General features: G+C 68.4%; 23 protein-coding genes. 17 read left to right on the top strand and 6 right to left on the bottom strand.

Annotated elements, in window-relative coordinates; genetic code table 11:
- Nucleotide 1 precedes the first annotated feature (1 nt).
- Both dacB and L2Y94_RS12295 read right to left on the bottom strand, forming a co-directional pair.
- Complete coding sequence (gene dacB, locus L2Y94_RS12300) at nucleotides 2–1,411, bottom strand: D-alanyl-D-alanine carboxypeptidase/D-alanyl-D-alanine endopeptidase (protein ID WP_247366854.1); 1,410 nt, start codon at nucleotides 1,409–1,411, stop codon at nucleotides 2–4.
- The gene (locus L2Y94_RS12295; RefSeq protein ID WP_247366851.1) at nucleotides 1,408–2,193 is read right to left on the bottom strand and encodes an enoyl-CoA hydratase-related protein; all 786 of its coding nucleotides are present in this window, start codon (nucleotides 2,191–2,193) and stop codon (nucleotides 1,408–1,410) included. Before L2Y94_RS12295 ends, dacB begins: the two co-directional genes overlap by 4 nt.
- Before the next feature lie 154 nt (nucleotides 2,194–2,347).
- On the opposite strand from L2Y94_RS12295, the gene L2Y94_RS12290 reads away from it, so the two are divergent.
- From L2Y94_RS12290 to L2Y94_RS12280, 3 genes are read left to right on the top strand one after another with little or no spacing between them, the layout of a single operon-like run.
- The gene (locus tag L2Y94_RS12290; RefSeq protein ID WP_247366849.1) at nucleotides 2,348–2,593 is read left to right on the top strand and encodes a FeoA family protein; all 246 of its coding nucleotides are present in this window, start codon (nucleotides 2,348–2,350) and stop codon (nucleotides 2,591–2,593) included.
- A complete protein-coding gene (gene feoB / locus L2Y94_RS12285; RefSeq protein WP_247366846.1) occupies nucleotides 2,590–4,437 on the top strand; it encodes a ferrous iron transport protein B in 1,848 nt (615 codons plus the stop codon). The genes L2Y94_RS12290 and feoB overlap by 4 nt, the downstream gene beginning before the upstream one ends.
- On the top strand, nucleotides 4,434–4,730 hold the full coding sequence (locus L2Y94_RS12280; protein ID WP_247366843.1) for a DUF6587 family protein: 297 nt from the start codon (nucleotides 4,434–4,436) through the stop codon (nucleotides 4,728–4,730). The genes feoB and L2Y94_RS12280 overlap by 4 nt, the downstream gene beginning before the upstream one ends.
- Nucleotides 4,731–4,757: 27 nt before the next feature.
- Here the strand turns inward: L2Y94_RS12280 and L2Y94_RS12275 are convergent, their stop codons facing one another.
- The gene (locus L2Y94_RS12275) at nucleotides 4,758–6,206 is read right to left on the bottom strand and encodes a phospholipase D-like domain-containing protein (RefSeq protein WP_247366840.1); all 1,449 of its coding nucleotides are present in this window, start codon (nucleotides 6,204–6,206) and stop codon (nucleotides 4,758–4,760) included.
- Between the two features lie 57 nt (nucleotides 6,207–6,263).
- Between L2Y94_RS12275 and ispG the strand changes: the two genes are divergently transcribed.
- From ispG to L2Y94_RS12255, 4 genes are all read left to right on the top strand, one after another.
- Nucleotides 6,264–7,523, top strand: coding sequence for a flavodoxin-dependent (E)-4-hydroxy-3-methylbut-2-enyl-diphosphate synthase (gene ispG, locus L2Y94_RS12270; protein WP_247366838.1), 1,260 nt, complete (start codon nucleotides 6,264–6,266; stop codon nucleotides 7,521–7,523).
- Between the two features lie 159 nt (nucleotides 7,524–7,682).
- Entirely contained in the window at nucleotides 7,683–8,513 is an 831-nt protein-coding gene (locus tag L2Y94_RS12265) for an aldo/keto reductase (protein WP_247366834.1), read from the top strand.
- Nucleotides 8,514–8,590: 77 nt separating this feature from the next.
- Entirely contained in the window at nucleotides 8,591–8,875 is a 285-nt protein-coding gene (locus L2Y94_RS12260) for a hypothetical protein (protein WP_247366832.1), read from the top strand.
- A gap of 83 nt (nucleotides 8,876–8,958) precedes the next feature.
- Entirely contained in the window at nucleotides 8,959–9,255 is a 297-nt protein-coding gene (locus L2Y94_RS12255) for a hypothetical protein (RefSeq protein WP_247366829.1), read from the top strand.
- A gap of 52 nt (nucleotides 9,256–9,307) precedes the next feature.
- Here L2Y94_RS12255 and L2Y94_RS12250 read toward each other — a convergent pair whose 3' ends face one another.
- Nucleotides 9,308–10,006, bottom strand: coding sequence for a YdcF family protein (locus tag L2Y94_RS12250; protein ID WP_247366827.1), 699 nt, complete (start codon nucleotides 10,004–10,006; stop codon nucleotides 9,308–9,310).
- Between the two features lie 157 nt (nucleotides 10,007–10,163).
- Here L2Y94_RS12250 and L2Y94_RS12245 point away from each other — a divergent pair, with 157 nt between their 5' ends.
- The 10 genes from L2Y94_RS12245 to L2Y94_RS12200 are packed head-to-tail and all read left to right on the top strand — an operon-like array spanning nucleotide 10,164 to nucleotide 21,485.
- Complete coding sequence (locus tag L2Y94_RS12245) at nucleotides 10,164–10,787, top strand: XrtA/PEP-CTERM system exopolysaccharide export protein (RefSeq protein ID WP_247366824.1); 624 nt, start codon at nucleotides 10,164–10,166, stop codon at nucleotides 10,785–10,787.
- Nucleotides 10,788–10,818: 31 nt separating this feature from the next.
- A complete protein-coding gene (locus L2Y94_RS12240; RefSeq protein WP_247366823.1) occupies nucleotides 10,819–12,351 on the top strand; it encodes an XrtA system polysaccharide chain length determinant in 1,533 nt (510 codons plus the stop codon).
- A gap of 3 nt (nucleotides 12,352–12,354) precedes the next feature.
- Nucleotides 12,355–13,113 carry a P-loop NTPase family protein gene (locus L2Y94_RS12235; protein WP_247366822.1) on the top strand — a complete coding sequence of 253 codons (759 nt, stop codon included), beginning with the start codon at nucleotides 12,355–12,357 and terminating at the stop codon, nucleotides 13,111–13,113.
- 59 nt (nucleotides 13,114–13,172) lie between these two features.
- Nucleotides 13,173–14,540 carry an outer membrane beta-barrel protein gene (locus L2Y94_RS12230; protein ID WP_247366820.1) on the top strand — a complete coding sequence of 456 codons (1,368 nt, stop codon included), beginning with the start codon at nucleotides 13,173–13,175 and terminating at the stop codon, nucleotides 14,538–14,540.
- Between the two features lie 2 nt (nucleotides 14,541–14,542).
- Nucleotides 14,543–15,295, top strand: a complete 753-nt coding sequence (locus tag L2Y94_RS12225) for a serine aminopeptidase domain-containing protein (protein WP_247366817.1) — start codon at nucleotides 14,543–14,545, stop codon at nucleotides 15,293–15,295.
- Entirely contained in the window at nucleotides 15,292–16,128 is an 837-nt protein-coding gene (locus L2Y94_RS12220) for an alpha/beta fold hydrolase (RefSeq protein ID WP_247366814.1), read from the top strand. Before L2Y94_RS12225 ends, L2Y94_RS12220 begins: the two co-directional genes overlap by 4 nt.
- Nucleotides 16,125–17,132, top strand: coding sequence for a UDP-glucose 4-epimerase GalE (galE, locus tag L2Y94_RS12215; protein ID WP_247366813.1), 1,008 nt, complete (start codon nucleotides 16,125–16,127; stop codon nucleotides 17,130–17,132). Before L2Y94_RS12220 ends, galE begins: the two co-directional genes overlap by 4 nt.
- Nucleotides 17,129–18,805 (top strand): hypothetical protein, encoded by a 1,677-nt coding sequence (locus L2Y94_RS12210; protein ID WP_247366812.1) that lies wholly within the window; start codon nucleotides 17,129–17,131, stop codon nucleotides 18,803–18,805. The genes galE and L2Y94_RS12210 overlap by 4 nt, the downstream gene beginning before the upstream one ends.
- Complete coding sequence (locus tag L2Y94_RS12205; RefSeq protein ID WP_247366804.1) at nucleotides 18,802–20,349, top strand: oligosaccharide flippase family protein; 1,548 nt, start codon at nucleotides 18,802–18,804, stop codon at nucleotides 20,347–20,349. Before L2Y94_RS12210 ends, L2Y94_RS12205 begins: the two co-directional genes overlap by 4 nt.
- Nucleotides 20,346–21,485, top strand: coding sequence for a GNAT family N-acetyltransferase (locus L2Y94_RS12200; RefSeq protein WP_247366801.1), 1,140 nt, complete (start codon nucleotides 20,346–20,348; stop codon nucleotides 21,483–21,485). Before L2Y94_RS12205 ends, L2Y94_RS12200 begins: the two co-directional genes overlap by 4 nt.
- Here the strand turns inward: L2Y94_RS12200 and L2Y94_RS12195 are convergent.
- Nucleotides 21,454–21,711 (bottom strand): hypothetical protein, encoded by a 258-nt coding sequence (locus L2Y94_RS12195; protein ID WP_247366796.1) that lies wholly within the window; start codon nucleotides 21,709–21,711, stop codon nucleotides 21,454–21,456. The two genes, L2Y94_RS12200 and L2Y94_RS12195, sit on opposite strands and share 32 nt — an antisense overlap.
- Nucleotides 21,711–22,037 carry a hypothetical protein gene (locus L2Y94_RS12190; protein WP_247366794.1) on the bottom strand — a complete coding sequence of 109 codons (327 nt, stop codon included), beginning with the start codon at nucleotides 22,035–22,037 and terminating at the stop codon, nucleotides 21,711–21,713. The genes L2Y94_RS12195 and L2Y94_RS12190 overlap by 1 nt, the downstream gene beginning before the upstream one ends.
- Nucleotides 22,038–22,185: the final 148 nt, after the last annotated feature.

The following is a 22,185-nucleotide window of genomic DNA, read 5'->3' as shown; positions in this document are numbered from 1 at the left end:
GTCAGAGAATCAAGTTAGCCTCGGCCAGCATCACGGCGATGGCATCCACCTCCGCCGACACCGGTGCCGCGTTCGACGGCGCCCGATAGTTGTTCAACACGATCGCGAAGGCCAACCGCTGTCCCGAGCGCGTGGTGACGTAGCCCGCCAACGCATTGACGAAACTCATGCTGCCGGTCTTCGCCTGCACGTTCCCGGCGGCGGCCGTGTCGCGCATGCGATGGGCGAGCGTGCCGTCCACCCCGGCCACCGGCAGAAGATCGCGCCAGCCGGCAACGCCATCCATCCGCGCGAGCAGGTGCGCCAGCGCGGCGGCCGTGGTGAGGTCATGCCGCGAAAGCCCCGTGCCTTCGACGAGGGTGGCCGACGACGGGCCGATGCCCTTCGCCGCCAGCCAGTCGGCGAGCGCGGCGGCCGCGCGGTCTTCCGTGTGCGATTCGTTGCCTTCCGACGCCAGACCGGTAAGCAGGAAGACGCTTTGCAGGTAGAGGTTCTGCGAACGCTTCAGGCCGGAACGTAGGATCTCGGAAAGCGTCGGCGAGGGCAGGGAGGCGATCGTCTCGCCCGTCGGCGCGGGTACCGGCCAGTGCACGCTGCGCGCTTCGCCGTCCACGCGGATGCCTTCGCGCTCCAGCGCGGACTGCAAGCGGCGCGCGGCGGTGAGCGCGGGGTCGGGCAGGGACAGGCGCTGGCGACCGGTGACGTTACCCAGAAGGTGAAGCGTGGCGCTGCCTGGCTCGCGGTAGAGCTCCGGCGTGGCGGCCGCCTGGGGCGCCATCGCGATGGCCGCGTCTTCCGGCGATAGTTCGACGCCCGACGTCGCGACGCCGACCGTCATCGTGTTCTCGTCGACGACGAGCGCACCCGTGGCGGCACCGTAGGCATGCGAAAGGTCGTCCACTTCCCAGCCGCTGCCCTGCGGTGGCCCGGCGAAAGCCGTGTCGTCGCCGACGATACCGCCGTCGATGCGGCGGATGCCGCGTGCCTCGACCTGGCTGGCGAGCGTGTCGGCCCACGCGGTGCCGGAAAGCGTGGCGTCGCCGCGGCCACGAAGCACCAGCGGTCCGCGCAGGCGCCCGCGTTTCACCTCGCCCGCGGCGATGACGTCGGTGTGCGTGCGGTAACCGGCCCCCAGCCGGTCGAGCGCGAACGCGGCGGTGTAGAGCTTGGCGGTGGACGCGGGCAGGAGCAGGCGACCGGCATCGTGCTCGTAGACGACGTGACCGTCGTCGAGCGATACCACGGCGATGCCCCAGGAGGCGGACGCGAAGCGCGGTTGGGCGATGTGCGTGTCGATGCGCTGGGCGAGGGTGTCGGCGTGCGCGGGGAGGGCGAACAACCAGCCCAGCAGCAACCATGGGAGCCGGCTTCGCGCGCCTGCTTCGCAGAAGGGCGTAGCGACGAGGGTCAAGCCAGCCACGACGGATGGCTTTTCGAAAGGAAGGCCGAGAGGCCATCCTGGCCTTCGGCGGAAACCCGAAGCCGTGCGATCAACGCGGCGTTTTCGGCGTCCACCGTTTCCATCGCCGCCTCGGTCATGCCGCCCATGCCCAGGGCGAGTTTCTTCGCTTCGCCCTGCGCGACGGGACCACCCTTGCCGAGGAGGTCCAGCACCCTGTCCACCGCCGCGTCGAGCCCGTCGGCGGGCACCACGTCGTGCACGAGTCCCATCGCCTGCGCGGCGGGCGCGGCGAACACCTCGCCCGTGACGAACAACCGTCGCGCCTGGCGCAGGCCGATGGCGGCGATGACGTAGGGCGAGATCACCGCGGGTACGAGCCCGAGCTTCACCTCCGATAGCGCGAACTTCGCGCCCTCGGCGGCCACGGCGATGTCGCAGCAGGCCACCAGGCCCACGCCGCCGCCGAAGGCGGCACCGTTCACGCGCGCCACGGTCGGTTTCGAAAGAAATTGCAGGCGGCGCATCAGCCGGGCGAGACGCAACGAATCTTCGCGATTTTCCGACTCACCGGCATTCGCCATGCCGCGCATCCAGTGAAGGTCCGCGCCCGCGGAGAAGCTGGCCCCGGCGCCGGTGAGCACCACGGCACGCACCGCGTCGTCACGATCCAGTTCGTCGATGGCGGCGGTGAGATCGGCGATCAGCGCATCGTCGAATGCGTTGTGCACCTCGGGGCGGTTCATCGTGAGGCGGGCGACGGCACCCGAACGGCTGATTTCGACGGCGGACATGCGGAAAGACTCCGGAAAACCAAAGTTCACGATCATAAACGGTGGATGCCGTCCGCCGGCCCACGGCGCGCGCTTTTCGGTCGCACCCCATCGTGGGATGCAGGCCACGTGCCAAGGGCATATAATGCGAACAGTTCTTATTTGAGTAAGCCCAGTGCGCCTCTCAGACGCGCCGAAAGGTGCCCAAGCCGTGGTCCAGTCCGTCAGTGATGCCCATCCCGCCGATCAGATCGCACAGCGACTGCGCGACCTGGGCTTCGTCGCGGGCGAGCCGGTGCGCCTCGTGGCCCGCGGGCCGCTGGGCGGCGATCCCCTGCTCATCCAGATCGGTTCCACGCGTTTCGCCTTGCGGCGCAACGAGGCCGACCGTGTGGAAGTGACCCTGGAGGGCGCCGCATGAGCGCCTCGTCGATGCGGATCGCCCTGGTCGGCAATCCCAATTGCGGCAAGACCGCCCTGTTCAACCAGCTCACCGGCGGCCGCCAGAAGGTGGCCAACTACGCGGGTGTGACGGTGGAACGCAAGGAGGGCCGTTTCGTCGCGCCCTCTGGCCGCACGCTCCAGGTGCTCGACCTGCCGGGCGCCTATTCGCTCGACGCCACCAGCCCCGACGAAGCCATCACCCGCGACGTCTGCCTGGGGCGCTATCCCGGCGAGGCGGTGCCCGACCTCATCGTCTGCGTGGCCGACGCCACCAACCTGCGCCTGCACCTGCGGTTCGTCCTCGAGGTGCGCCGCCTGGGCCGCCCGGTGGTGCTCGCGCTCAACATGATGGACGCCGCGCGCCGTCGTGGCCTGGTCATCGACGTGGCGGAACTGTCGCGCCGGCTCGGCGTGCCCGTGGTCGAAACCGTGGCCGTGCGTCGCGGCGGCGCCAGGGCGCTGGTCGAGCGCATCGACAGCGTGGTGCCCGCCATCGAGCCGATGCCCGTCGACGAGGCGGGCGTGGAACAGCTGCACGCCGAGGTGCGCGCCATCCTCGCGGCCACCGTGACCACGCCGCGCAGCACGGTCGCCCTCGACGATGCCATCGACCGCTGGGTGCTCCACCCGGTGTTCGGCCTGGGCATCCTCGCGGTCCTCATGTTCATGATCTTCCAGGCGGTGTTCTCCTGGGCGCAGCCGGTGATGGATGCCATCGAAGCGGGCGTCGCCGCCCTGGGCACGACGGTCACGGGCTTCCTCCCCGAAGGCAGTGCCTTGCATAGCCTGCTCAACGACGGCGTGTTCGCCGGCCTCGGCGCGGTGCTGGTGTTCCTGCCGCAGATCCTCATCCTGTTCCTGTTCATCCTGGTGCTCGAGGAATCGGGTTACCTGCCGCGCGCGGCCTTCCTGCTCGACAAGATGATGTTTCGCGTGGGCCTGACGGGCAGGGCGTTCATTCCTCTGCTGTCGAGCTTCGCCTGCGCCATTCCCGGCATCATGGCCACGCGCAGCATCCAGGACCCGCGCGATCGCCTCACCACCATCCTCGTCGCCCCGCTGATGACCTGCTCGGCGCGCCTGCCGGTCTACACGCTGCTGATCGCCGCGTTCATTCCCGACCGCGCCGTTTGGGGCGTGTTCAACCTGCAGGGCATCGTGCTGTTCGTGCTGTATTTCGCCGGCATCTTCAGTGCGCTGGCCGTGGCCTTCGTGATCAAGCGGCTGCGCAAGGACAAGAGCGAACACGCGTTGCTGATGGAGCTGCCGTCGTATCGCCTGCCGAACGTGCGCGACGTGGCGCTCGGCCTGTGGGAACGCGCGCTCATCTTCCTCAAGCGCGTGGGTGGCATCATCCTCGCGCTCACCGTGCTGCTGTGGTTCCTGTCCAGTTTTCCGGGGCCGCCGGAAGGGGCCACGGCACCGGCCATCGATTACAGCATCGCCGGCCGCCTCGGCCGCCTGCTCGAATACGTGTTCGCGCCGATCGGCTTCAACTGGCAGATCTGCATCGCGCTGGTGCCCGGCCTCGCCGCGCGCGAAGTGGCGGTCGCGGCGCTGGGCACGGTGTATGCCATGTCCGGTAGCGACGACAGCGTGGCTGCGCAGCTGGGCCCGGTGATCGCGCACCAGTGGACGCTCGCCACGGCCCTCTCGTTGCTGGCGTGGTACGTGTTCGCGCCGCAATGCATGTCCACGCTGGCGGTGATCCGCCGCGAAACCAATTCCTGGCGCAACGTCGCGGTGGCCGCCGGTTACCTGTTCGGGCTGGCCTACCTCGGTTCGCTGCTCACCTATCAGATCGCGAGGGCGCTCTCGTGAATACGTTCGACATCGTGCAGGGCGTGGTCATCGGACTGGCGGTCCTCGTCAGCGCGTACGTCGCCTATCGCAAGCTGTTGCCGAAGTCGTCGACGCGGGTGATGGCCCGGGTGTCGGCGAGCCTGAACCACGATGGCCGCCCGGCCTTCGTGCGTGGCATGGGGCGGCGGTTGCAGCCCGCGGCGGCCACGGGAAGCTGTGGCGACGGGTGCGGTTCGTGCAACAGCTGCGGACCGGCGACGGCGCCGGCGCGTAGCGATGCGCAGCCTTTGACTTTCAAGTCGCGGCACTGAGATCGCATCGCGGACCCTGTCCGCGATTCAGTCTTGCGATGGCGGTCTTTGCTTGCGCCGCTTCCGCATGTTCCACCAACTGATGCCGAGGTTCACCGCGAACCACGCCCCGACCAGCGCCAGGGGCCACGCGATCACCGCCGGCCACAACACCGCCACGAGCGTCAGCACCAGCGCCACCAGCGCACCGGCCAGCAACGGCCCGCTCTCGGTATCCCCCAGCACACGATGCTGCGTGATCGCCGCGCCCACCGTATTGGCCAAGCGCAACGCGCCGGCCGCCGCCCGGCCCGAGCTGCCACCCCCACGACGCGGTCGCGGAGGCCGTGGCGAGCGGCTGCGCATGCGCTCGTTGCCTGTGCGGCGGCTGCGCGGGCGCAGCAGGATCTCGGTGGCGTTTTCCAGGTCAGCTTCGTATTGCTCGGCCAGTTGCGAGGCGAAGCCCACGTCCTCGATGGCCACGTCGATTTCGCGATTGCTCAGCCAGCTGGCGATGTTGAGGTTGGACGAGCCCACGCGCGCCCAGCGGCGGTCGGCCACGGCGGTCTTCGCGTGCAGCATCGAACCGTTCCACTCGAACACCCGGATGCCGGCCTTGAGCAGGGGGCGGTATCCCGAACGCGACATGCCGGCGACCATGGGGATGTCGCTGCTTCCCGGGACCAGCAGGCGCACGTCCACGCCGTCGCGCGCGGCGGCCGACAGCGCCTGCACGTAAGGCGCCACGCCCACGAAGTAGGCATCGGTGAGCCATAGCGTCTCGCGCGCCATCGCCGCCACCATCTGGTCGAGGCGGTACATGCCGGCCGTGCTGGGCTGGGTGGCGATCACGCGCAGCGAGACGCCCCCGGCCGTCGCCGTGGCGGAAGGCGGCAGGCCCGTGGGCAGGGGATCCCCGGTTTCGCGCCAACTGTCGGCGAAGGCCTGCTCGATCTCGGTCACGGCGGGGCCGCGCAGCCTCACACCGGTGTCGCGCCAGGGCGGCACGCTACGGGAGGGGTCGCCGAGCCATTTCTCGCTGATGCAGACGCCGGAGAGGAAACCCACCTCGCCGTCCACCGTCAGCACCTTGCGGTGGTCGCGGCTGACCCAGCCGAAGGCACTGCCCAGCTTGGGCGGATTGTAGATGCGCACCTGGCCGCCGGCGGCGCGCAGGTCGTTCCAGAAAGCGCTGCGGGACTGGCCCAGGCAGCCGCCCCAGTCGGCGATGACGGCCACGAAGACGCCCGCCCGTGCCCGCTCCGCCAGGGCATCGAGGAAGCGCCGGCCCACCGGATCGTCGCGGATGATGTAGTTCTCGAGGAACACATGGCTTCGCGCGGCCGCGATGGCCTCCAGCCAGGCGTCGTAATGGGCCTGGGCGTCGATCAGCAGGTCGACGGCATTGCCCTCGATGAGCGGGGCGCCGGCGCTGCGGCTGAGCGCCTGTTCGGCGAAGAGGCGGTTGAAAAGGCCGTGACGGTAGCGGACGTTCATGCGGGCGAGTGTAGCCGTCCTCCGGCCTGTCACGCGCTTGCGCTAAAATGCCCGGCTATGACCGAAGACCTCTCCAGCCGCCCGCGACCCGCGGAAGCCGGTGCCCGCCGCCCCAGCACGGGAGTGCAGATCGACCGTGTGACGGTCGGCGGCGGCGCGCCCATCGTCGTCCAGTCGATGACCAACACCGACACCGAAGACCCGGTATCCACCGCCAGGCAGGTGGCCGAGCTGGCACGGGCGGGCTCGGAGCTGGTCCGTATCACGGTGAATACGCCCGCCGCGGCGGCCGCCGTGCCGCGTATCCGCGAGCGGCTCGACATGATGGGCATCTCGGTGCCCCTCATCGGCGACTTCCACTACAACGGCCACCAACTGCTCGAAGGCGAGCCGGCCTGTGCCGAGGCGCTGGCCAAGTACCGCATCAATCCGGGCAACGTGGGCTTCGGCAAGAAAAAAGACGCCCAGTTCGCCTCGATCATCGAGATGGCGATCCGCTACGACAAGCCCGTGCGCATCGGCGCCAACTGGGGCTCGCTCGACCAGTCGATGGTCGCCGCGCTGATGGACGAGAATTCGCTGCGCGCCGATCCCTGGGATGCCGGCCACGTGGCCCGCGAGGCGCTGATCCGCTCCGCGCTGGATTCCGCCGCGCGGGCGGAAGACCTGGGCCTGCCACGCGAGCGGATCATCCTGTCCTGCAAGGTGTCCGGCGTGCAGGAACTGATCGCCGTCTATCGCGACCTGGCGCGTCGCGGCGATTACGCCCTGCACCTGGGCCTTACCGAGGCCGGCATGGGTTCCAAGGGCATCACGGCGTCCAGCGCCGCGCTGGCCGTGCTGTTGCAGGAAGGCATCGGCGACACCATCCGCATCTCGCTCACGCCGGAGCCCGGCCAGTCGCGCACGGGCGAGGTCATCGTGGCGCAGGAGCTGCTGCAGACCATGGGCCTGCGCGCCTTCACGCCGCTGGTCACGGCCTGCCCGGGGTGTGGACGCACCACCAGCGAGTTTTTCCAGGAGCTGGCGAAGACCGTGCAGGGCCATGTGCGCGAGCGCATGCCGGAGTGGCGCGTGAAGTACGACGGCGTGGAAAACCTCACCCTCGCCGTGATGGGTTGCGTGGTGAACGGTCCGGGCGAGTCCAAGCACGCCAACATCGGCATCTCGTTGCCGGGCAATGGCGAGGCGCCCTCGGCGCCGGTGTTCATCGACGGCGAGAAGGCCATGACCTTGCGTGGCGACAACATCGCCGACGAGTTCGTGGCGATCCTCGACGACTACGTCGAGACGCATTACGCGGTCCGGCACGATTGATTCGCCGATACGATCGGCTCCCACCCCTTCGGTAGCACGTTTCCTGCCGATGGGGTGGGAGCCGATCGCATCGGCGAACCCTGCGAAGCGCAACCGTCACACCTTGCATGCGCTGTTACCGTCATCATGATGGGTGGCATATCACTGCAGGAGACAGGCATGACGCAGTCCGTACCCACCCTGAAGTTCAACGACGGCCACGCCGCGCCGCAACTCGGTTTCGGCGTCTTCCAGATCCCCAGCGACGAAACCACCCGGGCCGTGAAAGCCGCGCTCGACGCCGGCTATCGTTCGATCGACACCGCCGCCATCTACAAGAACGAAGAAGGCGTGGGCGAGGCCCTGCGCACGTCCGGTGTCGCTCGCGAGGACATCTTCCTCACCACGAAGCTATGGAATTCGGAGCAGGGTTACGACGCCACGCTGCGTGCGTTCGACGAAAGCCTGAAGAAGCTCGGCACCGACTACCTCGACCTTTATCTCATCCATTGGCCCACGCCGAAGAAAGACCGCTACGTGGACACGTGGAAGGCCTTCATCGAACTGCGCAAGCAGGGGCGCGTCCGTTCGATCGGCGTGTCCAATTTCCAGCCGGCGCACCTGGATCGCATCGTGAAGGAAACCGGCGTGGCGCCGGTGGTCAACCAGGTCGAACTGCATCCGGATTTCGCCCAGAACGACGTGGTGGCCGCCAACCGGAAGCACGGCGTGATCACCGAGGCATGGAGTCCGCTCGGGCAGGGCGGTGACCTGCTGAAGGACGACACGCTCGTGACGCTGGCGAAAAAGCACGGCAAGACGCCCGCGCAGGTCGTGTTGCGCTGGCACGTGCAACTGGGGCACATGGTGATCCCCAAGTCGGCCACGCCCGAACGCATCCGTTCGAACATCCAGGTATTCGATTTCGAGCTGTCCGGCGAAGACATGGCCGCCATCGCCAGGCTCGACAAGGGCAACAGGATGGGCCCGCACCCGGACGAATTGAACTGATCGCGATACGGGCTTCACGCCGGCGGGGCTAGGGTCGTTCCGGTAGCGCCGCCGTCGTGGCGCATCCGGAGAGGTCCATGCGATTGCGTGTCCTGATGCTGGCGCTGTGCCCGGTGGTCGCTTTCGCGCAGACCAACCCGGCCGGCGCGCCGTCCCCGACCGACGCCGCCAAGCCCAACCCCGCCATGGCGCCGGTGCATTCCTCCACCACCGCGGGGCACCTCCCGCCGGTGCAGCCCGCGCCTGGCGTGACCCAGCGTGTACGCGAAGCGAACACGCATGACGTGGACGCGCAGGGCCATACCCTCGACCCCCACGGGAAACCCGTGGGGCAGTCGCCGGCACCGGCCTCGTCGCGCTGACGCACTCGCACGCTCTTGCGGGCGTGCGTTACCATCCGGCGGATACCGTCCCGCGGGGAGTTGCGATGAAACGAGCGTTCGCCATGGCTACCCTCGCCGTCGTGCTGGCGGGCTGTCAGGGCATGGGCGCGAAAATGGCCCGGCTCGACGTCGGCACGGGTCGCGACGAGGTCATCGATCGCCTCGGGCGGCCCGATTCCGATCGCACCATGGTCGGTTACGAGGTGTTGAGCTGGATCGATCGCCGGCCGTCGCGCTTTTCCTTCTCCCATAAGGACTACACCGTCGTGTTGAAAGACGGAAAGGTCACCCAGTTCGGGCCGGGGTTGATCCGGCGGGACGGGAAGCAGTCGTTGCAGATCGAGACGGATAACCCCTGAAGGTTCACGCGCATCCGGCCGGTGCCTACGGCGAGAAAATGGGTTTTCGCGATTACATCCACCCGCGCCGCCGATAGATCCACCCCGCCACGTATTCGTGCAGCGCGCGCGCCGTCAACGTCAGCGCATCCCTTCGCGGCAGCCATGCTGGCGCCCGAAGCAACCCGTCGCGATCCTCCCTCGCCGCCACCGGCACCACGTCGATCCCCTCGCGCCGGAAGCATCCCGCTGCGCGCCGGAGGTGGATGTCCGAACTCACCAGCACCACGGCGTCCACGCCGTTCGCCCTGAGGATGGCCGCGGAATCGCGCGCATTCTCGTGCGTGTTGGCGCTGGAGCCCTCGATGCGCAGGTCATCGGCGGGCACGCCCGCCCGGCGGAAGCGCCTGGCCAGTTCGTTCGCCTGGTCGCGGCCTGACACGAGCAGGAGCGGGGCCCGCGCTTCATGCCACAGCCGCAACGCCGTGCCGGCCCGGGTGTCTTCCGGCATCGTGCCGTCGCGGGGCAGCTTGCCCCCGCCCAGCACCACGATGGCCTCCACCCGCGAGGGGGAGGGTTGGGAGGCGCCGACCAGTCCGCCGCGCAGTGCCAGGGCCAGGACGGGACTGGACGCGAGCCATATCCATCCCATCGCGAGCGCGCCCAGGGCAAGGCCCTTGCGCGGATGGCGCAGGCCGATGAACAGCAGGGCGAGCAGCCCGAGCAGCAGGGACTGGATCGCCGGATGCAGGAGGCGGCTCGCGTAGTCCAAGACGAAGGTGGTAAGCCGCGATGACGGGTGCCTAGGATCGCGCGAACCGGCCCTCGCCGCCTTCGGTCGAACGGCATAGGCGGGCTGACGAATGGCGCGACGGCGTCGCGTCGATGACGATACCGCTCGAATGAAGTCACAGGGGCGGGTGATCACCATGACGTATCTGAATCGTGTCGCCGTAATGCTCGCGACCGTGATGCTTGGCGCTTGCGCCTCCGGCGGAAGCACGTTGCCGCCACCGAGGCAGGAGGCGACCACCCCCGTGGTCGACGCCTATCGCATCGGTGTCGACGACCAGTTGCAGATCACGGTCTGGCATAACCCCGACCTGAGCGTGAGCGTGCCGGTCCGGCCCGACGGCAAGATCACCGTGCCGCTGGTCGGCGACGTCGACGCCGGCGGCCGCACCACCGATGAAGTCGGCGCCGAGATCCAGGGCAAGCTGGCCCAGTACATCCGCGATCCGCAGGTGGCGGTGATCCTCACCGCGCTGCGCAGTCACGAATACCTCTCGCGCGTACGCGTCACCGGAGCGGTGCGCTCGCCGATCTCCATTCCCTACCGCCAGGGCATGACGGTGCTCGACGCCGTGCTCGCCGCCGGCGGCACCACGGAATTCGCCGCGCCCGACCGTACCGAACTGTTTCGCCACGACACGAAGGGCGCCACGCAGTCCTATGCGGTGCGCCTGGAAAAGATCCTCCAGCAGGGCGACCTGGAGAACAACTACCCGGTGCAGCCGGGCGACGTGATCACGGTGCCGCAGCGCGCCTTCTGACGTGCCCGCGACACGGGGCAAGGGGTAATCGATGAGCGGTGAAATGGTTCCTTTCGCGGGCATGTTGCCCGCCCTGGCGGGCGAGGCGAAACGCCGGCGCCTCGCCATCGGCGTGGTCTTCGCGGTGATCGCGTTGCTGGCGCTGGCCATCGGCGTGGCGTGGCCCAAGAAATACGAGGCCTCGGTGACGATCCTCGCGCAGGAATCGAGCATCATCACGCCGCTGATGGAGGGCGCCGCCGCCGCCACGGGCAACAAGAACCGTGCCGGCATCGCCCGCGACGTGATCTTCAGCCGCAAGGTGCTCGACGACGTGCTCGAGCGCGGCGGCTGGGCGGCCGCCAAGCCGTCGCCGCTGGAGCGCGACAAGCTCATCGAGGGCATCAAGTCGCGCACGAAGATCGCCAACGTTCGCGACAACATCATCACCATCAGCTACTTCGATTCCGATCCACGCAGGGCCTTCGAGGTCACCCGCGCGTTCGGCCAGCTCTTCATCAGCGAAAGCCTCGCCTCGAAGCAGCGGGAAAGCCGCGAAGCCTACGAGTTCATCAACAGCCAGGTCGAGGCGTACCGCACCAAGCTGACCGACGCCGAGGACAAGCTCAAGGCGTACCGCGACGCCAATCCCGATGCGCGCCCGGGCAGCGAGATCGACACCAATTCGCGGATCAGCCAGCTGCGCACGCAGATCGAAACCAATCGCATGGACTACATGCAGAAACAGTCGCAGGCCGCGGCGATGGCGGGGCAGTTGTCGGGCGAATCGGAAGTGAACGCCGTGCAGACCGTCGGCGGCATCTACCAGACCCAGCTCGCCGACCTGCAGGGCCAGCTCGACAAGCTGCTGATGAACTACACCGAAGAGTATCCCGACGTGATCCGCCTGCGTCACCAGATGGACGACGTGCGCAAGCAGATGCAGGTGGCCGACGCGCGCCGCGCCGCCGGCGCGCCGATGCCGATCGACCACGCCTCCACGCTCAACCCGGTCTACCAGCAGATGCGCATCCAGCTCGCGGCCGTGCGCAGCGATGCCGCCGCCAGCGCGGCCCGCGTTTCGGCGAGCGAATCGATGCTGCAGGCCGAACTGGAGCGCAGCAAGCGCATCGCCAATTCCGAGAACGTCACGGCGGAACTGACCCGCGACTACACCGTGAACCGCGACGTCTACCAGGACCTCCTGAAGCGGCGCGAGAACGCCCGCGTGTCGATGAACCTCGATGCCGAACAGCGCGGCCTCACCTTCCTGGTGCAGAACCCCGCCGTGCTGCCCCTGGTGCCGTCGGGCCTGCGCTTCATGCACTTCGGCCTGGCCGGGCTCCTGCTGTCCGTGGCGGTGCCGTTCGGGCTGCTCTTCGCCGTGGCGCGCTTCGACCCGCGCGTGCGCTCGGCCGCGCAGCTGGAAAAGGCCACGGGGTTTCCGGTGCTGGCGACGGTGCCGTTCTACCCGACCCCCCGCGACCGCCGTCGCGACTCCCTGCAGAACATGACGCTGGTGCTGATCGTGGCCCTCGTCGGCGTGGTGTACCTGTTGATGTTCTGGATCCGGATGAAGGGCTGACCGATGAAAAAGACCGCCGTGGACCCCATCGACTACGCCGACCTCGTGGACACCGACGCCCACGTGTCCACCGGCAGCACCATCGCGCGGATGCGCGAGGAATCCCATGCGCTGGCGCCGATCGACTGCGAGCGCAAGCGACTCATCCATCGCGAGGAGTCGGTACGCCAGCAGTCGGACGCGTTCCGTGGCATCCGCACGCGCCTGCTGGAGATGTCCGGCGAGGGTAACTTCGTGACCCTGGTGGTCGCGGTGAGCCCGCGCTCCGGCGCGAGCTTCGTGGCGCGCAACCTGGCCACGGCCTTCGCCTTCGACGAGGCCAAGACCAGCCTGCTGGTGGACTGCAACCTGCGGTATCCGAACCAGCACAAGGCGCTGGGCATCGAGCCGGCCACCGGGGGGCTCATCGATTTCCTGGAGCATCCGTCGCGCGGCATCGCGTCGATCATGTACCAGACCGGCGTGCCGCGCCTGCGCCTGATCCCGGCGGGCAAGTCGCGCGAGAACGGCGCCGAATACTTCTCGTCGTTCCGCATGCGCGCGGTGCTCGATTCGCTGCGCTGCCGCTATCCCGACCGTTACCTGTTCCTCGACGGGCCGCCGGTGAAGGGTTCGCCGGATGCGCGCATCCTCGCCGACCTCGCCGACGTCGTGGTGCTGGTGGCCGGTTACGGGCGCGACACGCCCGCGTCGATCAACCAGGCCGTGGCCAATTTCGACCCCGCCAAGCTCGCCGGCGTGGTGTTCAACCAGACGCCGTGACGGCGGCGGTCCGGTGCATGGCAGGACGCCATGCCGGAAGGGGGGAAAGGGGAACGTTCATGGCATCGACGATGCTCGCTCGCGCGATCCTGCTTGCGTTGGCCGCGGCTCCCGTCGTGGCGAGCGCAGGCACGCTCGACTACACGGTGTATGCGGGGCTGGAGCACAGCAACAACGTGGCCCTGTCGTCCGACCGGCCGCTCAGCGAGAACGTGCTGACGCCGGGCGCGACGTTCCAGTTCCTCCAGCAGGGTTCCACCCTGCAGGCGAACGTCGCCGGCACCTTCGAATATCGTCGCTACCTGGAAAACCGGTTCGATTCGCAGACCCAGACCCAACTGGCGGGTCAACTCAACTGGACGATCGTGCCCGACCGCTTCGACCTGGCCGTCGAGGATTACGCCGGCGTGCAGCCGGTGGACCAGTTGGCATCCGATTCGCCGGACAACCAGCAGCAGACCAACGTGCTCGTGATCGGCCCGACCTGGCGCATGCGCTTCGGCGGGGCGGCACGCGGCCAGCTCGAGCTGCGCTACATCGACAGCTACGCGTCCAAGGTGGACGACTTCGATTCCAAGCGCGGTCTCGTCGCGTACCGCCTCTATCGCGACCTCGGTCCCACCGACCAGGTCTCCGCGAACGTCGAATACCAGCACGTCAATTTCAATAACCAGCCCTCGAGCGCGGATTACGATCGGAAGGAGGCCTTCGTGCGCTACACCAGCACGCTGGCGCATTTCGACGCCGATGTGATGGTCGGCGCGACGCGACTCAGCTTCGACCAGGGCGGCGACAGCTCGGCGCCGCTGGCGCGCCTGCGCATCGGCTGGCAGCCGACGCCGCGCAACGCCTTCACGCTGGCCGGTGCCTACCAGTACGCCGATGCGGCGCAGGACATCATCGCCGCGCCGGGCACCACCGGCGCCGGCGGCCTGGGCAGCGCGGCCGACCGCGTCGAGTCGCTCGATCCCTTCGCCAACACCGGTGGCCTGGGGCGCGGCGCCGCCTCCGGCATCAGCGTGGGCAGCGCGGTGATCGGGTCGCAGGTCTACAAGGAGCGGCGCCTGGAAGCCTCGTGGAACTGGCGTTCGGAGCGGATCAACCTCACCGTCTCGCCGGCGTTCAACAAACTTCGGTACCGCGACGACCATACGTTCGACCAGACGGCGCGCGGCGTCAGCGTCGGCCTGGGCTACCGCATCCGTCCCACGCTGACCCTTTCGGGATTCGGCACGTTCGAAAAGCTTCGCTACGACACCCTCGACCGCAGGGATACCACCGTGCGTCTCGGGCTGGACCTCTCCCAGCAGTGGAATCGCCACTGGAGCTGGCATGCCTCGGTGGCCCGGGAGCGCCGCACCAGCGACGCGGTGGGACAGAGCTACCGCGAAACGCAGTTCTTCGTCGGCGTGGTCTACAGGAGATAACCATGCGCACCGATTCCGACCTTCCGTTCTTCTTCGGACCCGATGCCGGCCTGTTCGGCATGTACCACGCGCCCGCGGGACGGGCGCGCCTTGGCGTGCTGATGTGCCCGCCCCTGGGCCAGGACCTCATCCGCTGCCATCGTCTCTACCGGCAGATGGCGCAGTCGCTCGCCGGCAAGGGCGTGGCGGTGCTGCGCTTCGATTACCACGGTACGGGGGATTCCGCCGGCGACAGCATCGAGGTGGACTGGCAGCGCTGCGTGGCCGACACGGCGACCGCCGCGGGCGAGTTGCGCCTGCGCGCGGGTACCGATCGCATCGTGGCGTTCGGCGCGCGCCTGGGCGCGAGCATCGCGATGAGTGCGACGCGCGCCGGTTTCACCGAGGTGATCGGTTGGGATGCGGTACTCGACGGCGCGGCCCACGTGGCTCGCCTCGACAGTTTGCAGGTCGCGCTCCGCGAAGACACGGGACGGTTCAATCGTCCGCGCGGGCATGACGACGTGGCCGGCCAGTGGCTGGGGTTCAACGTCGGCGAGCGTTTGCGCGCGCAACTGTCGGGGTTGCGCATCGCCGCTCCGCCGGTCCCTACGCTGCTCGTCGAATCGGGGCATGGCGAACCCTCGGCCAACGGCGCCCGTGTGGTATCGCTCGGCCATCCCACCACCTGGGACGACCTCGGCCGACTGGAGAGCGCGATCCTCTCGCATCCGTTGATCCAGGCCGTCACCACGCACCTGGGGATCGCCGCATGATCCGCGAAGAGGCCCATCGCTTCGGACGCGCGAGGCACCTCGTCGGCATCGCCGGGCTACCGGGCGAAGCGAGGGGGAAGGTCGGCGTCATCGTCGTCAACGCGGGCCTGGTCCACCGCATCGGGCCGTTCCGCCTGCATGTCGAGATGGCCCGCCGTCTCAACGAGGACGGCTACCCCACCTTGCGCTTCGACCTGTCCACGCTCGGCGACAGCGGCGCGGCGGGCGGCAGCCTCACGCGCACGCAGCAGGTGTGCGCCGACCTGTCCGACGCGATGGCGCTGCTCGCCGAGCGTTCCGGGTGCGAACGCTTCGTGCTCGTGGGGCTGTGCTCCGGCGCGCAGAACGCGCATACCGTGGCCGCGACCGACCCTCGCGTGGCGGGCGCCGTCTTCCTCGACGGCTATGCGTATCGCACGCCGGGTTACCGGCTGCGCCACTACCTGCCGCGCCTGTTCGATCCGGCACGGTGGTTGCGCCGCCTGCGCCGCAGGAAACCGGCGAGCGTATCGTCGGCCACCTCGTCCGATCCGATCTTCGCCGTGGCACCCGCGCCGCGCGACGAGGTGATCGCCGATTTCACCGGGATGGTGGAGCGGGGCATGAAGCTGTACCTCGTCTACTCCGGCGGCATCAGCAACGTCTTCAACCACGCGCGGCAGTTTCGCGAATGCTTCGGCAGCGTCATGGGCCATCCGTCGGTCACGACCCGCTACGCGGGCGAAACCGATCACACCTACATCCTCACCGGCGACCGTTCGCGCCTGCTCGACGGCATCGGCGACTGGATGTCGCGCAATTTTCCACGGGGCGGGGCGGGGAGTCCGGCATGAATACGGTGATGGTGACGGGCGGCGCCGGCTACATCGGCAGCCACACGGTGCAGCAGTTGATCGCGCGCGGCGATCGGGTGGTGGTGATCGACAACCTCTCCACGGGGTTTCGCGAGGCGGTGCATCGTGACGCGGTGTTCGTGGAAGGCAACGTGGGCGACCGCGAGCTGGTCTCGCGCACGCTGGAGACCTGGGGCGTGGGCGCGGTGCTGCATTTCGCGGCGCATACCGTCGTGCCCGAATCGGTGGCCGATCCGCTGCGCTACTACGACAACAACACCTGCAACACGCGAAACCTGCTGGCCAGCTGCGCGGGTGCCGGGGTGGACAAGTTCATTTTTTCCTCGACGGCCGCGGTCTACGGCAACACGGATGACGGCGTGGCCGACGAGGACACGCCGACGCGGCCGGCCAATCCGTACGGCAACTCGAAACTGATGTCCGAGACCATGCTGCGCGACTGGTGCGCCACGGGCGCGATGCGGCACGTGATCCTGCGTTACTTCAACGTCGCCGGCTGCGATCTCCTGGGCCGGATCGGTCATTCCGCGCCGCACGCCACGCTGCTGGTGAAGGTAGTTTGCGAGCATGCGGTGGGCAAGCGCGATTGCGTGTCGATCTACGGCACCGACTACGCCACGCCCGACGGCACCGGCGTGCGCGATTACATCCACGTGGACGACCTGGCCGCCGCGCACCTTCGCGCGCTCGACTACCTGCGCGCCGGCGGTTCGTCCACCACGCTCAATTGCGGCTATGGCCATGGCTACAGCGTGCGCGAGGTGATCGACGCGGTCGCGCGCATCGGCGGCCACGCCTTGAACGTGGTGGAACTGCCGCGCCGGCCCGGCGACATCGCCATGCTGATCGCGCGCAGCGACCGCCTTCGCGACGTGCTCGGCTGGAAGCCGCAATACGACGATCTCGACGTCATCGTGCGTACCGCGCTGGCGTGGGAGCGGCACATGGTGGACGCGAGCCTGCCGAGGGTATCGGCCGCATGAGACAAGCCATCGCCACGCCGGGGCGCCGCCGGCGCCACTGGCACGAACCGGAGCGCGCACCCCCGTCGCTGTCGCGCCACGTGCTCGTCGTGCTCGGCCTTCTGCTGGGCCTCGCGGCCATGGCGTGGTCCGGGCATGCGCGGTCGGCGGACCGCCTGCCCGACGCGCAACGCATCGAGGTGGTCCGCGCGGCCGGGCAGGGCGACGCGCTTCCGGTATCGGTCGGTATCCCGTTTCCTCCCGGTGCCTTGCACGATGCCGCGATGCTGCGGATCGTCGACGCGAAGGGCGTCGACGTGCCGGCCGCCGTCACGACGATGCTCACCTGGCACGTCGGCAAGGACAAAGGTAGCTTGCGTGCCGTCCGCGCCCAGTTTCATGGCGCGCCGGGGCGCTATTACTTCCTGTTCGACACGAAGCGTACGGCGGCGCTCGAGGCATGGCCGTATGCGGAAGGGCTGGTGGATGAGCGTCCCGCGGCGCTCGCCACGCTCAACCCCGCATGGCTCACGGCCTCGCTGATCGCGGGGCCGCAGTCCGTCGCCAGGCGTGGCGAGGCGTATGCGGGCTACGTCGACGCGCAGTTCAAATGGGCGAAGGACATGCCGGTCAAGGACAGCACGGCGTGGCTGTTCGATCGTCCGTCGACGCTGTTCAAGGCTTACGTGCGCACGGGCAGGGCGGATTACCTGGGAGCCGCCGAGGAAAGCTATCGCTGGTACATGAAAGGCATTCGCCGCGAGGGCATCGCGGCCAGCCCCGTCTGCGCCGGCGGCTGGCTACCCGACGAAAAGCCGTGTGACGTCAAATACGTCTACATCGAGCCGATCCTGCTCGCCGTGGCGCTGACCGGCGACGACGGCATGCACGATGCGGCGCTGGTGAAGAAGATGGCCACGCTGTGGAACAACGGCGGTTGGAACGGCGAGCCGGGTCCGTATCGTCATCCGGACGATTATTTCACCGAGCGCCTGGCCGGTCTCGGCCTGCTGGAAACGGTCGCCGCCTATGAACTGACCGGCGACGAAGCCTACCGTGAGCGCATCGACGCGCGCGTGGGCTGGCTGCAGGCACACCAGGCCAGCAACCCCGACGGTCTCGGCGACGACGGCTCGTGGCGCAACAGCTGGAACGTTCACGAGAACGATCGTGGCGGCAAGGACGACGTGCGCGGCGCTTCGCCATGGATGAGCGAAAACATCATCGACGGTCTCTGGCATGCCTGGCTGGTGACCTCGGACCGGCGCATCCCGGACATGATCCTCGGCTTCGGACTCTATCTGGAACGCTACGGCTGGATCGATCCGAAACTGCTCGTATCGCCGCACGACTGGCGCAACGGCTGCTCCGGCCCCGACGGGCAGATCGCCTGGTACTGGTCGTCGTCGAAGGCCGATGCAAAGGCCTTGATGAAGATCCAGGAATCCGAAGGCTGGTACAGCGACGGCCATACCGTGGAACTGGGCCTGCCCGTCGCCGCGGCGTATTACTTCGCCCACGATGCGGCGCAGGCGGCCCTGTTCAAAAAGCGCTTCGACGCCGTCGGGAACTCCTACGCGCCGGCGTGCGCCGCCATTTCCGATACCCTACGGCGCTTCAACTGGAACAACCGCGGCGCGGGCGTCGCCCAGTGGATGATCCAGCAGAAGCCCGGCGCGGGGCGCGCGCCATGAACCGCCGCATCGCCGTCCTGCGCAGCGTGGGCATCGTCACCGTGTCCACCTACGTCGAATACGCCCTCGGCCTGCTGATGAGCGTGTGGATCGCCCGCGCCCTCGGCCCGAGCGACTTCGGCCGCTATGCGTTCACGGTGTGGCTGTGCGGCTGGCTCATCGTCTGCTCCAACCATGCGCTCACCACCTCGTCGACGAAGTTCATCGCGGAGGCCGACGGTATGGGCCAGCCGTCGCTGGCCGCGCACCTCGCGGCGCGCTTCTCGCGCCTGCAGACCTGGAGTTCGGCTGCCGTGCTCGCGCTCTTCGTCGTCGGTGCCGTCATCGTGCGGCCCAGCGAGTGGAGCGGCGACTGGTTGCCCATCATGGGGCTCGTGGCCATCGCCGTCGTGGCGAAGGCCAACTACGCGATGCTCGTCGCCATCGGCAAGGGGCAGGAGCGCTTCGAGCCCGAAGCCGTGGCCACCGTGGCGGGCGGCATCGTGGGCATGCTGTTCGTGCTGGCGGCGATGCTGTTGCACCTGGGCCTGACGGCGTTCGTGGCGCTGTTCGCGGTGGCCTGCCTGATGCTCAACCTCATCAACCGCCTGATGTACCGCCGTTGCTGCCGTCCCTTCGCGCCGGGCGACGTGCCGGAAGCGATGACGGCGCGGGTGAATCGCCACCTGCGCCTGACGGCGGCCCTCGTGCTGATGGGCTCGTTCCGCGTGGGCACCATCGAGGTCTTCCTGCTCACCACGTTCACCGGTTCGGTGGCCGTGGGCTATTTCGCCATCGCGGGCACGTTGACCCGCGGCGCGGTGCAACTGTTTTCGGTGGGGCTCACCTCGACGTTGCTGCCCTATATGGCCAAGACCTTCGGCGAGAGCGGGGCGGCACGCGCCGCGCGATTCCTTTCCGAGGCCACGCGCTTCTACTGGGCGATGGGTGTCGCCATCGCCGGCCTGGGGCTGGTCACCACCCCGGAAATCGTGCGGCTGATGTACGGCGAGCGTTACGTCGCCGCGATTCCCGCCATCGAAGCCACGCTCGTGCTCGGTGGCCTGCTGCTGATCGGCAACGGCATCGCCGCCTTTCAGACCGTGGTGGACCGGCAGGACGACCGCATCCGCATCGCGGTGGTCGCGCTGGCGGCCAATGCCATGCTCGGCATCGCGCTGATTCCGCCCTTCGGCCTGGCCGGCGCCGTGTTTACCTATGCCGGGGCGCGCGTGGTGGAGATGGCCCTGGCCGTACATTACCTGCGCAAGGCCACGCGCGGCGGCCTGCCCCTGGCGTCCATGGCCCGGTTGTTCGCCGTGGGCGCGGCCGCCACCCTGGCGGCCTGGGCCGTGACCGATTCCTTGCCGTCGCGCTGGGGATTCCTGGCCGGCGCGCTCGTCTTCATGCTGGTGTACGTGCCGGGCAGCGCCCTGGTGCGTTATTGGAGCCGCGACGACCTGCAGCTCATGGAAGGCATCGGCCGCCGCCTCGGGCCGCCGGGACGCTTCTTCGTGCGCGCATTGGCCAGCGTGCGACCCGCTGCCGTGAAGGCCTCGCCATGAACGTGCTCTGCTCCACGTTGCATTCGCTCGACGAACTGCGCGCCATGCGCGACGACATGGCCGCGGTGGCCGAGCAGGCGGAGGCCGCGAGCAGCATCGTGCAGCACCCCGACTGGCTGGCCTACGAAGTGTCCGCCCGCGACGATGGCACCACGCCCTACGTGGTCGTGGCGCACGACGAGAAAGGCCGCTTGCTCGGATACGCCCCGCTTCTGGCGGCCGAACACACGGCACGGCTCGACCTGGCCGGCCGCCGCCTTCGCGTGTATCGCGGCACGGCGCTGCGCCTGCTCGGCACCGGCGTGGTCGCGGGAGCCGCCGATCGCAAGGCCGTGGGCACGGCCATCGCACGGCAGCTTACCGGCGAGCCCGCCCTGCGGGTGATCCGGATCCAGGAAGCCCGGCTCGACGACTCCTTCGCCGCCGAACTGGCGAAGGGCAGGGGATTCCGTGCGGTATCGGCCCACCTTCGCGAGCAGACGCACTGGACCATCGATCCCCATCCCTCGTCGGAGGCTTGGCTCGCCTCGTTGGACAAGAAGAAGCGTACCGACCTGGTGCAACGCGTCGGCCGCGCCTACCGCAAACTCGGCGGCGATGCCGCGCTGCACGTGTTCGACACCCCCGAGGCCATGCCGGCGTATTGCCGCCTGATCAACGAGGCGTACGCGCGAACCTGGCATCACGACGCCTTGCCCATCGACTGGGAGGCGCCCGCGCGGGTGGAGCTGTTCCGGCGCCTGGCCGCGTCGGGCCAGTTGATCGGCCACGTGGTGCTGCGCGAGGGGCGGCCCCTGGCCTACGTCCACGGTTACCGGATCAGCGGCACCTACCTCGTGGAAGACCTCGGTTACGACGAGGCCGTGGCGAAGGCGGGCATCGGGTCGGTGGCCGTGTTCCAGGCCATCCGCGGGGTGATGGACCGTTGTCCCGGCGAGCGGATCAGCTTCGGCTACGGTGACAACCAGTACAAGCGCGTGCTCGCCAGTCGCGGGGAGCCTTGCGGGTCGCTGTATATCGTGCGCTCGGGCACCGCCACCGCCGGCTTCCACATGTATGCGCCGGCACGCTGGCTCTACCGTGGCCTGAGCCGCATGCGAGAGGTCAGTCGCGCAGGTGCCCCAGCAGTTCGCTGACTTCCTCCTCGGTAAGCCCCACGGCTTCGACGGATAGCCATACCGAACGTCCGCTGACGCTCTCGGTAAGCTGGCAGGCGCCCTCCATCGGCAGCTTTCCGTGGAGTTCGTCGCCCAGCTCGATGAGGCCCTCGTACACGCTGGCGACCGCGAAACTGCCATGCCGCTCCAGCACCGCGAATTGCAGGTCGGCATGCCACCACACCACGCGCGAGGTCATCCGCATCAGGACGTGACCGCCAGCGAGGCGATGGCGTGGAGACGATTCGCGTAATCGCTGAACCCCAGGCCCGAGGCCGTGGGATCGTCCTTCGCGTCGAACAGGTAGATGCCTTCCATCGCGATGCGCGCGCCCAGCGCCTCGAGTTCGAGCAGCACCGCCTCGTCGAGCTGCAGCCGGATAGGCACCGTGCCGTCGGTGTCCTCGACGGATGCCACGTCCGACCGGGAGAGGCCGACCGGCAACCCGTCGACGTTTAGCACGACGAAGCGGTCTTCCGCGACCTGTCGCAGGAAATGGGGGAAGAAGCGGCGGTAGAAGGAGCGATGCACGGTCACGAACGGTGGCGGGGCGCTGGGGATGCGCGCAGCTCGCGACTTTAGCAGCAGATGAGGGGCGTCGCGTGACCCTCGACTTTATTTGTACATTTTGGGCTGTCATGGTGAAGTCACCGCGGTCGTTCGCAGGCGTTTTCGCTCA

The sequence above is a fragment of the Luteibacter aegosomatis genome (assembly GCF_023078455.1).
Classification (GTDB): domain Bacteria; phylum Pseudomonadota; class Gammaproteobacteria; order Xanthomonadales; family Rhodanobacteraceae; genus Luteibacter; species Luteibacter aegosomatis.
Note: the sequence above shows the minus strand (reverse complement) of the source record. Positions and strands in the feature narration are given on the sequence as shown.